The following is a 13,481-nucleotide window of genomic DNA, read 5'->3' as shown; positions in this document are numbered from 1 at the left end:
CCGGGGTACATTTTTTGTTTACTCTAATTCATCGTAAATCGAGAAATTTTTAGTAAGTTTGTAAATACGTATTCAGGAAATAAAAATGGGTGAACATATATGTTTTAGGAGAAACGAACGTTTAGCGACAGTCAACCCTTATTGGAGAGGAAATCCGATGGTGCGCGGGCGTTTTTTTAATCGGCAGCATCGCTTCCGTCCGGGGATGGGGAGTGTACTGAAATGGCGTCTTTCGTCCAATCCCCAACGCAAAGAGAAGAAAACGGTGAAATGGGATCCGAAAGTTTGTTATCTCCGTTCATTGGATGCGGTGGTAGGAGATTCCCTGATATGGCTCGGACATAATTCTTTCTTTCTGCAATTAGCTGGTAAACGAATCATGTTCGATCCTGTGTTCGGCAGTATTCCTTTTGTGAAGAGACAGAGCGAGTTTCCCGCTAATCCTGACATATTTACGGGGATTGATTATCTACTTGTCAGCCATGACCATTTCGATCATTTGGATAAACAGAGTATAGCACGCCTATTGAAGAATAACCCGCAAATGAAACTCTTTTGCGGCTTGGGAACCGGTGAGCTGATTCAGGGATGGTTTCCCGAAATGAAAGTGATTGAAGCCGGATGGTATCAACAAATGGAAGATGAGGGATTGAAGATTACTTTTCTACCGGCACAACACTGGAGCAAACGTTCCGTACGTGATGGTGGCCAGCGACTGTGGGGAGCTTTCATGCTGCAAGGAAATGGAATCTCCCTTTATTACAGTGGTGACACAGGTTATTCCAGCCACTTTCGTGAGATTCCCGATCTGTTCGGAGCACCGGATTACGCTTTGTTGGGTATCGGGGCATATAAACCTCGCTGGTTTATGCGTCCCAATCATATATCGCCTCACGAGTCTTTGACTGCTGCCGAAGAAATGCATGCAGGACTTACTATCCCCATGCATTATGGCACATTCGATTTGTCTGACGAGCCTTTGCATGATCCCCCGAAAGTCTTTGCAACAGAGGCAAAGAAACGGAAGATCTCTGTGGAAATTCCTTATTTGGGAGAGATCGTGAAATTGAGGAAACAGAAATAAGAATACTTAGATACGAATAAAGAGATGAAGAAATTAGAAGTAAAAGACCTGAAAGAAAACTTTTTCGAAACAATCGGAAAAGAGTGGATGCTCGTAACGGCGGGAACAAAAGAGAAGTTTAACACCATGACAGCAAGTTGGGGTGGCATTGGCTGGTTGTGGAATAAACCGGTTGCTTTCGTTTTTATCCGTCCCGAACGGTATACATACGAGTTTGTAGAGAAGAACGATTACCTGACACTTTCTTTCTTAGGAGAAGAAAATAAGAAAATTCACGCTGTTTGTGGTTCCAAGTCGGGACGTAATATAGATAAAGTAAAAGAAACCGGATTGAAACCTGTATTTACAGAAAAAGGAAATGTCCTGTTCGAGCAGGCACGTTTGAGTCTGGAATGTAAGAAACTTTATGCTGACACTATCAAACCGGAATGTTTTCTGGATAAAGAATCAATAGAAAAGTGGTACGGTGGTGCTCATGGAGGTTTCCATAAGATGTATATTGTAGAAATTGAAAATATTTATTCGGAGTAAATTTAGCGAACTTTTTTATAATTTTAGCCGATTTTTGATGAATGCAATGGAGAAGCCCCTGAACTCAAAAGATTGAGAACAGGGGCTTCTTTTAGTTTACTATGTTTATTCTACTATGTAATTAACGTAAAATTTTATTTAGACGGAGCTTTCTTCACCCATTTGTCCAACCATTCAAAGAATGTGCGTTGCCATAGAACCCCATTCTGTGGCTTCAATACCCAGTGGTTTTCATCCGGATAAATCAGCAACTCTGCAGGAACACCACGCATCACGGCAGCATCAAAAGCAGCCATTGCCTGATTAGCCAGAATGCGGTAGTCTTTTTCTCCATGAATACAGAGAATAGGAGTATCCCATTTCTCTACGAACAGGTGAGGAGAGTTGGCAAACGTACGCTGTGCCACCGGATTCTGTTTTTCCCAGTATGCGCCTCCCATATCCCAGTTGGCAAACCATTTTTCTTCAGTTTCCAGATATTGCATTTCCATGTTGAAGATACCATCATGAGCAATGAACGCTTTGAACCGTTTGTCGTGATGTCCGGCCAACCAATATACGGAGAATCCTCCGAAGCTGGCACCTACGCATCCCAGACGATCTTTGTCCACATACGGCTCTTTTGCCATTTCATCGATAGCAGTGAAGTAATCCTTCATACACTGGCCACCGTAATCGCCGCTAATCTGTTCGTTCCATTCCACACCGAATCCCGGCAAACCGCGACGGTTCGGAGCAACGATGATATAATCATTAGCTGCCATAATCTGGAAGTTCCAGCGATAAGACCAGAACTGGCTTACCGGACTCTGCGGACCTCCTTCGCAGAACAGTAAAGTCGGATATTTCTTGTTCGGATCAAACTGTGGAGGATAAATCACCCATGTCAACATCTGTTTACCATCTGTTGTTTTCATCCAGCGACCTTCCACTTTACCCATTTCCAACTGGTCATAGATTTGTTTGTTCTCCTGTGTCAGTTGAGTGGTAGAACCATCCAGTGCCACAGAGTAAATCTCATCACCCATACTCATTGAATGACGTTTCGCAATCAGCTTATCTCCGAAAAGAGCTACCCCTTCGTAATCATACATTCCTGAAGTAATAGCCTTTACCGAATCATTTGCCAGGTCAAGCGCATAAATTTGTGATTCTCCATGCCATACACCTGTGAAATAGATCACTTTAGCATCTGCTCCCCAGACAAAAGCATCCACATTCGATTCGAATGTCTTACTCACAAAACGCTTCTCGCCAGTTTCCAGGTTCATGATGAACAGACGGTTCAGATCAGCTTCGTATCCGTCACGTTCCATGCTCTGCCAGGCAATATACTTGCCGTCCGGTGAGTATTGCGGGTTGGTATCGTATCCTTTGTTCTCTTCAGTAATATTTTCCGTTTTCTTGGTGTTCAGGTCATACACATAAATATCCGAGTTGGTAGAAATTGCATATTCCAGTCCCGTCTTTTTGCGGCAAGTATAAGCCACTTTGTCTGAAGTCATATTCCAGGCAAGTTGCTCAATGCCACCCCAAGGTTTCATCGGACTTTCATACGGTTCGTCGTTCAGAATATCCACGATATTGGAAATGCCGTTACCATCAAAGTCGGCAACAAAAGGATGCGGAGCGGTCGTCACCCATTCATCCCAATGTTTGTACATCAGGTCGGTAACGATGATACCGGTAGCTTTCGGCAGGTCCGGATACTTATCAGCAGTGCTTTCTTTCGTCTTTACTTGTGAAATAAATAGCAGTTTTTTGCCATCCGGTGAGATGGAATATCCTTCGATATCTCCGTCGTAGTTGGTCAGCTGCTTGCGTCCGCTACCATCCGGATTCATTTCATAAAGCTGGCTGCTTCCGTTGTCATTACTTAAGAATGCAAGTTTAGTGCCTCCCTTAATCCAAGTCACCTCATTTTCCTGATACGGGGTATGAGTGATTTGTTGATTTTCGCTTCCATCTGCGTTCATCACGAAAACTTCGCGGTTACTCTTGTTTTCCGGTACGCTGTAATACGCTACCGTATACGCAATTTTCTTTCCGTCGGGCGATACGGCGAATCCGCCGATACGTCCCATAGCCCAAAGTGCTTCGGGAGTCATGCGCTTCCCTTCGATCTTAATATCCGATTTCTCGATAAGCACCTGATCTGTCTTGCCTGCGTCTTTGGTTCCTCCGCAGGCAGCTAACAACATTGCTGCCGACATCATAATTAAATTAGCTTGTCTCATATATTTTATAAAATGTTTATTTTCTTGCGAAGATAGTGAAAAAAGGATTTAAATCTTCTTTTTCTGCCAGTTTCCTTTCTTCATATACCAGTAGCAGAACATCAGCGTGAAAATACCATATACGCATTCCGTTGTCCAGGCAAATGCGACGTCCATCCGCAGGTACATGATGAAATATGCAGAGTATGTGACGTAGATAGCCAATACACAAAGTTCCATAGCCAGTGCAGTCCGCGTATTCCCTGTACCTGATACCGATTGGAAATAAACATTGGCAGGCACCAGCACCAGATAGGCAGAACACAATACCCACAGTGAAGGCACGGATGCTGCTCTCAAATCCGGCATATCTGTATAAATACGTAGGATCAGATCCGGAAATAGACAGAAGAATATCAGAATTGGCAATACAAATATATATCCGATGCGAATGTGCTGCCTGATAGTACCCCGTACACAATCCTGTTCACCTGCACCGATCAGATTGCTGACCAATGAACCACAGGTGGATGCAAATGCCATTGCAATCATAAACGGGATTCCTGACACGTTTCGGATAATGTTCGCGATTGCCAAAGAGCGCTCTCCCAAATGTTCCACAAATAGAAAGAACATAAACCAGGTAGACAAAGAAACAAAGTTCTGAATCATTGTCCACACAGAAACATTCAGTATTCGTTTCAGTGTTTTCCCTTGGAACTTAGGCAGTATATTCAATGCATACTTCCTGCAGTCAATCCGTTTCCAGGTATAGATGATAAAGAAAATCACCGATACCATTTCAGCCAGCGAAGAGCCGATAGCAGCACCGGCAATTCCCAATTGCGGGAAACCGAATTTACCGAAAATCAGGATATAATTGAATACCACATTCGAAAGTACCATCACAATAGAGTTCAAAGTCAGCGTCTTGGTTTGTGTCGTACCTACAAAGAAGGCGCGGAACATGACCATGATAAAAGAGAAGAAGAACCCGTACACACGCCAGTGAATATAACTCTCGGCTGCATCGTAAATGTGAGGAGACGAAATGATATTCTTGAGGATATATGGTGAGAATACGATGGAGAACGTGAATAAAATCACTGCCATGGCAAGCAGGAAATATATGCCCTGATAAAAAATGGGTCCGATTTCCTTGTAGTTTCCTTCTCCATTGCGACGCGCAATTAATATCTGGGCACCGATGCTGAAACCGAATGCCATCATGAAAATGGCAAGGTAATATACACCTGCAATGGCGGAAGCACCTAATTCGATTTCTCCGACACGTCCCAGAAAAGCAGTGTCCGTCATACCAATCATCTGTTCCATAATCAGACTGATTAGGATAGGGTAGGAGATTGTCCAGATTTGTTTATAAGAATATTTAGTTTTCATCCTATTTTATTTTTTAGAGAAAGAAAGCCGGGCGACCAAAATAGGTGTCCGGCTTTCTTAGAATAGATTTCGGGAATTACTCCTTATTTTTTATTCTGTCTTTGCTGCTGCAATTGCTCTTGTTGCTTTTGCATTGCTTCCAGGCGGGCAGCAAATCCGGTCTTTTTCATTTGTTTCGGGTCTTTCTTTTTCGCTTCAAGAATAGCCAGCAATTTGGTTTCGTCAGTCGTTCTACGAAGCAGAATCATAGTACCCACACTAATCAGCGTTGACACGAAGTAGTAATAGTTCAAACCTGACGGATAATCATTCAAGACGAACAAGAACATAATCGGCATCAGATACATCATCCATTTCATGGCCGCCATTTGTGGCTGTGCTCCGGTATCCTGCATAGACATTGTGTACTTTGTATTCAGGATATTGGTCACCGTCATCAGCAAGCAGAACAAGCTAAGATGGTTACCCAGGAACGGAATATGGAATGGGAATGTGATGAACGCATCATAAGTAGAAAGGTCGTCCGCCCACAAGAAACTCTGTTGACGCAGCTCGATAGCACTCGGTACGAACATAAACAAAGCCATCAGGATAGGGAACTGCAATAACATCGGCAGACAGCCGCCCATCGGGCTTACCCCGTATTGGCTGTAAAGGCCCATCACCTCCTGCTGTTTCTTCATTGCATCTTCCTGCTTCGGATATTTCTTGTTGATTTCGTCAATTTTCGGTTTTAATACACGCATCTTGGCAGAAGACATGTACGTTTTCCAGGTAGCCGGATAAACCACGACTTTTACCATGATGGTCAGAATCAACAGTACGATACCCATGCTCAATCCCCAACCAGACAACCAGTCGAATACGTTGATTGTGATAAACTGGTTAATCCAGCGAATCAGCGGCCAGCCCAGGTAAACCAGTCGGTGAAGCTCCCATTTCTCGTCACGTTCTTTATCCAGCGCCTTCAACGTCTTGAAGTGGTTTGGACCGAAGTAGAAGTACATCTCTGTCGGTTCTTTGCCAGTCGGATCAAAGAAAGTATTCATTTCAGCAGAATAATCTTTGATATATCCGCTTCCCTGTTGTTCCATTTTTGACTTAACGGAAACCTTGTCGAAATCCTGTTCAGCGATAAATACAGACGAGAAGAACTGATTCTTGAAAGCTACCCAATCAATGCGTCCCGGCAAATTCTGACTGTCATCTTTGGCAGCAGACAAGTTGTCTACATTATCACCTGTTACTTTATAAGTCAGTTCCGACAGACGATTCTCATAAGTGAATCCTTTTTCCAGTTGGCGGGCACGTTGTGACCAGTCGATGTCCACATACTTAGTACTAGCCAACTTGTCTTCCATGCCTGTCGCTTTGATTTCAAAGTTCATCAGGTAGCTATCCGGTTTCAGCGTATAGATGAAATCGATATAGCTTGCGCTATCCGCAGCCAGACGCATTGTAACACTACTGTCCGTCTTGTTTACAGCTTCAAAGAAATAATCTTTGGTCTGGATGGCTCCTGCCTTGTTGTAAAAGTTGAAGTTCATCGAAGCATCGTCACCGTCGAACAACACGACCGGCGTTTTTTTGTCCTGTGCCATATAATCTTTCAGCATGGCTGAATAGACACGTCCGCCTTTGGTTGTGAAAGTGATTTCCGCTACATTATTCTGGATGCTGATTTTAGAGTCGGTTCCATGCAAGGCATTGAAAAACAAAGCAGAAGAATCGGCAGCCGATGCCACCTCTTTTTGACTGTTAGCCAGTGCAGCTTCCGTTTTAGCCTTCAACGCTTCCTCCTGCTGCTGTACCACGGCAATAGAATCGTAGTATTTCTTTTGCGCAGCTATCTGTTCCTCGCTTGGACGGCTCAAAAAACTGAATCCTACCAATAATATACCTATCAGAACGAGACCTGTGATGGTGTTTTTATCCATTCTTATTTTAATTACAAATTATATAAATTACAAACTACCGGTTGTTTACCACGTATCGTTAGCCGTTCACCGTTGCTTTTTCGTTTTCGATGGCAGCTTTCACAAATGCAACGAACAACGGATGAGGGTTCAGTACCGTACTGCCATATTCCGGATGGAACTGTGTGCCGACAAACCATTTCAAAGTCGGGATTTCAACGATTTCTACCAGATCCGATTCCGGGTTGATACCTACACATTTCATGCCGGCAGCTTCATATCGGTCTTTATAATCATTGTTGAACTCATAGCGATGGCGGTGACGTTCCTGAATATGTTCCTGTCCGTAAGCCTGATATGCTTTCGAACCTTTCTGCAATACACATTCGTAAGCACCCAGACGCATCGTACCACCCATGTTGGTGATTGCCTTCTGTTCTTCCATGATATCAATCACGTTGTGCGGAGTTTTTTCATCCATTTCGCGTGAGTTGGCATCAGTGTATCCCAGTACGTTGCGGGCAAACTCAATAGCAATACATTGCATACCCAGACAAATACCGAAAGTCGGGATGTCATGCGTACGTGTATATTTAATAGCGACAAACTTGCCGTCGATACCCCGTTGGCCGAATCCCGGACCAATCATTACGCCCGCCATACCTTTCAAAGCTTCAGCTACATTCTCATCTGTCAGCTTTTCGCTGTTTACGAAATGAACTTCCACTTTGCGGTCATTGTAAGTACCTGCTTGTGATAAAGCTTCACGGATAGACTTGTAAGCATCCTGCAAATCGTATTTTCCAACCAGTGCAATATTGATCGGTTCTTTAGTCTCTGCAGCGTGACGACGTTCCAGGAATTTACGCCATGGGCCGAGTCCCGGAGTTTCTCCTACCGGCAGTCCCATCTTTTCGAGGATAGTGCTGTCCAGCCCTTGCGCCTGCATCAGGATAGGTACTTCGTAGATTGTTTCCGCGTCGATAGACTGCACAACGGCTTTATCGTCTACATTACAGAATTGTGCCACTTTCTTACGCAGTCCGTCACTTAGCGGATGCTCGGCACGCAGTACCAGTACATCCGGCTGAATACCCACACTTTGGAGTTCCTTTACAGAATGTTGCGTCGGTTTTGTTTTCAATTCTCCGGCAGCAGCAAGATAAGGCACATAGGTCAAGTGTACGCAAAGAGCGTTCTTACCGAGTTCCCATTTCAACTGACGGATACTTTCGAGGTAGGGGAGTGATTCGATGTCACCTACCGTACCACCGATTTCAGTAATCACAAAATCAAACTTGTATTTATTACCAAGCAGTTTTACATTCCGTTTGATCTCGTCTGTGATGTGGGGAATCACCTGGATCGTTTTACCCAGATAATCTCCACGACGTTCCTTGTCAATGACGCTCTTGTAGATACGTCCCGTAGTAATGTTGTTCGCCTTTGTCGTTTGTATACCCAGGAATCGCTCATAGTGTCCCAAGTCGAGGTCGGCTTCGTGTCCGTCTACGGTTACATAGCACTCTCCGTGCTCATAAGGATTCAATGTTCCCGGGTCGATGTTGATATACGGGTCAAACTTCTGGATGGTTACATTATAACCTCTTGCTTGCAGCAACTTACCGATGGATGATGAGATGATCCCTTTTCCTAAAGAAGAGGCAACACCACCGGTGACGAAAATATACTTTGTTTCTCCCACAGCTATAACTGTTTTAATAATTGTTTACTTAGTAGTATTCTTACGAACTTAAAAACCGCAAAATTATAAAAAAAGAGGAAGATTACAGTCTTTCGTCTCCACAATTTTATTAAAAAATGCAATTTTAAAAGAATCCTATGATTTCTAAACAAAATAATGTAGCTTTGCAGCCTAAACCATAGACAAATATGATGAGAATTACTACTTTATGTTCAGCGTTTATCCTGTCAATCTTATCGTTATCGCTTTTTGCGCAGGAACCTGTCGAATCCGCTTCACTTCCGACTGACTCTCTGCAGCCTGCTCCTGAAGTGATTAAACCAGCCAAAACGGTTAAATCTTCAACAGTTGTGGCAAAAGCCAGAGTCGTGAAAGCAGATACGCTTTCGGCGGAGCTTCAGAAATATTTGATGCTCAAACTGAATATGTCGGGGCCGACTCCGAAACTGGATACCGTTTCTTATTTATATAATAAGTATGTCGCGCAATTAGATTATTTGAACGATCTGTCTGTGCCGCCACGTTATATTCCGTCTGATCCCGATTATTTTCGTCTGTTCACACCATTGGCATATTATTATGCTCCGATGGCACAATATTCGAAATTGGAATGGAAACCTATGCAATGGGACACCACTCCTCAACTGACAGCGGAACTTCTGCCTTATGATACCCTGGCATTTACCAAGACCCAGCGTGCCGAAAAAATAGTGAATAGTGCATTGATGGATCTTTATTTGGAACGTCCGAACTTGGTTGTCACTACAGAAGACCGTATCATGAGTCGTGATGTATTCCGTCATGATGTGAAGCCGAAGATATCTCCGAAAGCAACAGTTATCCATCTGTTTCAACCGGAAAATATGGATGATAATGTAGGGAAAGCCAATATGAAGATTAGTCGGCCGAACTGGTGGGTGACCGGAGGTAACGGATCGTTGCAGATTAGCCAGAACCACCTTTCGGATAACTGGTATAAGGGAGGTGAAAGTAACTTCTCCGGATTAGTCACTTTTCAGATTTTTGCCAACTATAATGACAATGAAAAGGTGCTGTTTGAGAACCAGCTGGAAGCTAAAGTAGGTATGACTTCCACTCCGTCAGATGAATACCATAAATATCTGTTCAATACAGACCAATTTCGTTTGTATAATAAATTAGGTTTGAGAGCTTTCAAGAATTGGTATTATACCATTTCGTCCGAGTTTAAGACACAGTTTTTCAATGGATATAAAGCTAACAGCGAAGAATTGGTTTCATCTTTCATGTCTCCGGCAGATTTGGCGGTCAGTGTCGGTATGGATTATAAATTGAGTAAGAAGAAATTTAATCTTTCTGTGTTTATGGCGCCGTTGACTTATAACTTGCGTTATATCGGTAATTCTGAAGTAGACGAAACAAAGTTTGGCTTAGACAAAGGAAAATGCTCTAAAAACGACTTTGGTTCCCAGTTGCAATCCACATTGAACTGGACCATCATCTCTGCAGTAACTTTAGAGTCTCGTCTCAATTATCTGACCAACTATCATTGGGCACGTGTAGAATGGGAAAATACATTCAACTTCGTTTTGAACCGTTATCTTTCTACCAAGCTCTATATACATACCCGTTTTGACGATAGCTCGAAACCGACTGAAGGAGACAGCTTCTTCCAGTTGAAAGAATTGCTTAGCTTCGGTATCAATTATAAGTGGTAAGTAAATCAAAGAAATAGAAATCAGGCGCGGAAATTCCGCGCCTGATTTGTTTAGGGATGTTGTATAAAATATGGGTGGTAAAATAGAACCAATGTGATAGCGGATTCTTCACGTCCAAGATAGTCTTAACTGTATATTTCTATTTGTGTGTAAAAAAAGAAAGCGTTTTTTCTTGTTTACTATTTATAATTTTATCTATCTTTGTCACCGAATTCAATCCATTGCCTAAGGGGTATGGAAAAATGAGGGGTAAAAATACATGATCATTAAGAAAAATGACGATCGAAATCTTCTGCCAACAGATGTGATTGGCAGCAGCGTAGCGCGCTCAAAACGTTGGTTGGTGGCAATCGTACGTATTTGTCACGAGAAAAAAACGGGTGAGCGGCTTACGAAAATGGGGATCGAAAATTTCCTTCCAATTCAACAAGAAGTTCATCAATGGAGCGACCGCCGTAAAATTGTCGACCGGGTACTGCTTCCGATGATGATTTTCGTTCACGTTGATCTGCAAGAACAAAAAGAAGTCCTGACTTTATCTTCTATCAGCCGTTACTTGGTACTACGTGGGGAGAGTACCCCGGCTATTATTCCTGACCAGCAAATGTCGCGATTTAAATTCATGCTCGACTATTCGGACGAAACGATTAGTTTGAGTACATCACCATTGGCTCCGGGAGAGAAAATACGGGTAATCAAGGGACCATTGGCAGGATTGGAAGGGGAATTAGTACATGTGAATGGGAAATCGAAAGTTGCTGTTCGATTGACAATGTTGGGATGTGCATGTGTCGATATACCAGTAGGATGTGTAGAAGTATTAGCCTAAAATCATCGCTAATCAATCAATAATCATAGATAAATAAAAAAGTTGGATACTCTGTTTTGTAGAGTAGCCCTGTTCGGGCTGGCTATAAATGCAGGTCGGCTTTCGTTTGCTATTCTTTTAATTAATTTCAGGGGGGATAAAAAATGAGATACATGGGGGATTTCTTTAAAGCTGTTTTTGGAGCCTATCAAGAATTGAGATTGAAGAGAAAGTATGTTAATTATTGGATCGTACTTTCTTTGGATACTCTCTTGTCCACAATAAGTACATTAATTTCCATTCTTTTTATTTCAGGTTTTATAGTCCATATCAACAAAACGCCTTTCTTAATACTCCTGCTTTGTTCCGGAGTTTTCAGCCTTACGCTCTTCTATTTTTTCAATGTCCACAAAAACATCATACGCCATGCTTCAATCAAGAGCATTGGTAAGATTACACTTGCTCTACTGCTTAAAGAAGTAGGTTTACTGATTGTCTCCTTGTTGGGAGGTGATTGGATTGAGTATCGCTATCTTTGGGCTTGTTGCTTTATTGATTTGTTGATATCTATTGTCGTTTTGGTTGGTTTCCGCGTCACCTTGCTATTAGTCTATGACCTTGTGGTGATTCAAATAGGAAGAGTTAAAAAAACGAATGTACTGATCTATGGAACAGATGATAAAAGCGTGTCGTTACAACAACGCATGTATACCAGCAAGCATTATCAAGTAGTAGGATACATCAATCCCAATCAACGTTTGAAGTCCTACCGAATCTCCGACTTGCCTGTCTATTGCTTCAAGAACGAAGAAAACTTCACTCATTTCATGAGTAAGCGCACCATTGGAGGCATCATCTTTCCTTCCTACGAAGCTGTGCAGCGTGAGTCGGAAACACTCGTCCGGTATGGACAGAAGATCGGTATCAAGAATCTGGTCTCTCCTCCCATTGACATTGTGGGCAGTGGATTGAAGAAAACGGCGATCCGCGAAGTGAAGATCGAAGACCTGCTGGGTCGCGAAGAGATCAAAATCAATATGCAGGAGATTATAGATAACTTCTCGGGCAAAGTCGTGATGGTGACAGGAGCTGCCGGCAGCATCGGTAGCGAACTATGCCGCCAGATTGCTACTTTTGGAGTGAAGCACTTAGTGCTCTTCGACAATGCCGAAACTCCCATGCACGAAATCCGCTTGGAACTAGAAAAATCATTCCCAGAACTGCATTTTACCCCTTTCATTGGTGATGTTCGTAGCTGCGAACGACTACGAATGGCTTTCGAGAAGTTTCATCCGCAAGTGGTGTTTCACGCTGCAGCCTACAAACACGTACCTTTGATGGAAGAAAATCCGTGCGAAGCAGTTCTTGTCAATGTAGTAGGATCCCGTCAGGTAGCCGACTTCTGTGTGGAATACAACGTGGAGAAAATGATCATGATTTCCACCGACAAAGCTGTCAACCCTACCAACGTCATGGGTGCCTCCAAACGTCTGGCCGAAATTTACGTGCAGAGCTTAGGCTTGGCCATCGAACGGGGAGAAGTTTCCGGAACTACTAAATTTGTGACTACCCGCTTCGGTAATGTACTGGGTAGCAATGGGAGTGTGATCCCTTACTTCCGCAAACAAATAGCGACCGGTGGTCCTGTTACAGTGACCGATCCCAAAATTACCCGCTTCTTTATGACGATCCCCGAAGCTTGTCGTTTGGTGATGGAAGCTGCTACGATGGGCAAAGGCAATGAAATCTTTGTGTTCGAGATGGGACAAGCGGTGAAGATTGTGGATTTAGCTACTCGCATGATCGAACTGGCGGGATACCGTCCGGGTGAAGACATAGAGATCAAGTTTACCGGGCTTCGTCCGGGTGAAAAACTCTACGAAGAAGTCTTGAGCGACAAAGAAAATACAATTCCTACTGAGAATAAAAAGATCAGGATCGCCAAAGTACGTCGGTATGAATATACGGATATTCTTCCTACGTATGCGGAATTTGAGACACTGTCTCGTGCGGTGGAGATTATGGATACAGTGAAATTGATGAAAGAAGTGGTTCCGGAGTTTAAGTCGAAGAATTCACCGAAGTTTGAGGTGCTGGATAAAGAATAAAAAACTTAATAATTT

At 43.1% G+C, this 13,481-nt stretch carries 9 protein-coding genes; 5 read left to right on the top strand and 4 right to left on the bottom strand.

Translation table 11 applies throughout. The features are described 5' to 3' along the window. Positions 1–85 precede the first annotated feature (85 nt). Both NQ505_RS21160 and NQ505_RS21155 read left to right on the top strand, forming a co-directional pair. Positions 86–1,084, top strand: coding sequence for an MBL fold metallo-hydrolase (locus tag NQ505_RS21160; RefSeq protein WP_008998577.1), 999 nt, complete (start codon positions 86–88; stop codon positions 1,082–1,084). 24 nt (positions 1,085–1,108) lie between these two features. Further along, positions 1,109–1,615, top strand: coding sequence for a flavin reductase family protein (locus NQ505_RS21155; protein WP_008998576.1), 507 nt, complete (start codon positions 1,109–1,111; stop codon positions 1,613–1,615). 134 nt (positions 1,616–1,749) lie between these two features. On the opposite strand, the gene NQ505_RS21150 is transcribed toward NQ505_RS21155, so the two are convergent. The 4 genes from NQ505_RS21150 to NQ505_RS21135 form a co-directional block, all read right to left on the bottom strand. Beyond that, positions 1,750–3,852, bottom strand: coding sequence for an alpha/beta hydrolase family protein (locus NQ505_RS21150; protein ID WP_008998575.1), 2,103 nt, complete (start codon positions 3,850–3,852; stop codon positions 1,750–1,752). Between the two features lie 48 nt (positions 3,853–3,900). Beyond that, a complete protein-coding gene (gene bexA, locus NQ505_RS21145) occupies positions 3,901–5,232 on the bottom strand; it encodes a multidrug efflux MATE transporter BexA (protein ID WP_004309255.1) in 1,332 nt (443 codons plus the stop codon). Between the two features lie 83 nt (positions 5,233–5,315). Continuing rightward, positions 5,316–7,169, bottom strand: coding sequence for a membrane protein insertase YidC (gene yidC, locus NQ505_RS21140; RefSeq protein WP_008998574.1), 1,854 nt, complete (start codon positions 7,167–7,169; stop codon positions 5,316–5,318). A gap of 58 nt (positions 7,170–7,227) precedes the next feature. Beyond that, on the bottom strand, positions 7,228–8,853 hold the full coding sequence (locus NQ505_RS21135) for a CTP synthase (protein WP_008998573.1): 1,626 nt from the start codon (positions 8,851–8,853) through the stop codon (positions 7,228–7,230). Between the two features lie 188 nt (positions 8,854–9,041). On the opposite strand from NQ505_RS21135, the gene NQ505_RS21130 reads away from it, so the two are divergent. The 3 genes from NQ505_RS21130 (at position 9,042) to NQ505_RS21120 (ending at position 13,466) form a co-directional block, all read left to right on the top strand. Further along, positions 9,042–10,550, top strand: coding sequence for a DUF3078 domain-containing protein (locus NQ505_RS21130; protein WP_008998572.1), 1,509 nt, complete (start codon positions 9,042–9,044; stop codon positions 10,548–10,550). 259 nt (positions 10,551–10,809) lie between these two features. Next, positions 10,810–11,379 carry a UpxY family transcription antiterminator gene (locus NQ505_RS21125; RefSeq protein ID WP_008998571.1) on the top strand — a complete coding sequence of 190 codons (570 nt, stop codon included), beginning with the start codon at positions 10,810–10,812 and terminating at the stop codon, positions 11,377–11,379. A 152-nt stretch (positions 11,380–11,531) separates the two neighbouring features. Next, positions 11,532–13,466, top strand: coding sequence for a polysaccharide biosynthesis protein (locus tag NQ505_RS21120; RefSeq protein ID WP_008998570.1), 1,935 nt, complete (start codon positions 11,532–11,534; stop codon positions 13,464–13,466). The last annotated feature ends 15 nt before the right edge of the window (positions 13,467–13,481 follow it).

Source organism: Bacteroides sp. D2, from assembly GCF_025147085.1.
Taxonomy (GTDB): Bacteria; Bacteroidota; Bacteroidia; order Bacteroidales; family Bacteroidaceae; genus Bacteroides.
This window is presented reverse-complemented; position numbering and strand designations above follow the sequence as displayed.

Excerpts from the sequence above, each read along its gene's own strand:
- bexA (WP_004309255.1), bottom strand. The coding sequence starts at position 5,232 with ATGAAAACTAAATATTCTTATAAACAAATCTGGACAATCTCCTACCCT.
- yidC (WP_008998574.1), bottom strand. The coding sequence starts at position 7,169 with ATGGATAAAAACACCATCACAGGTCTCGTTCTGATAGGTATATTATTG.
- NQ505_RS21130 (WP_008998572.1), top strand. The coding sequence starts at position 9,042 with ATGATGAGAATTACTACTTTATGTTCAGCGTTTATCCTGTCAATCTTA.
- NQ505_RS21120 (WP_008998570.1), top strand. The coding sequence starts at position 11,532 with ATGGGGGATTTCTTTAAAGCTGTTTTTGGAGCCTATCAAGAATTGAGA.
- NQ505_RS21150 (WP_008998575.1), bottom strand. The coding sequence starts at position 3,852 with ATGAGACAAGCTAATTTAATTATGATGTCGGCAGCAATGTTGTTAGCT.
- NQ505_RS21155 (WP_008998576.1), top strand. The coding sequence starts at position 1,109 with ATGAAGAAATTAGAAGTAAAAGACCTGAAAGAAAACTTTTTCGAAACA.
- NQ505_RS21125 (WP_008998571.1), top strand. The coding sequence starts at position 10,810 with ATGATCATTAAGAAAAATGACGATCGAAATCTTCTGCCAACAGATGTG.
- NQ505_RS21160 (WP_008998577.1), top strand. The coding sequence starts at position 86 with ATGGGTGAACATATATGTTTTAGGAGAAACGAACGTTTAGCGACAGTC.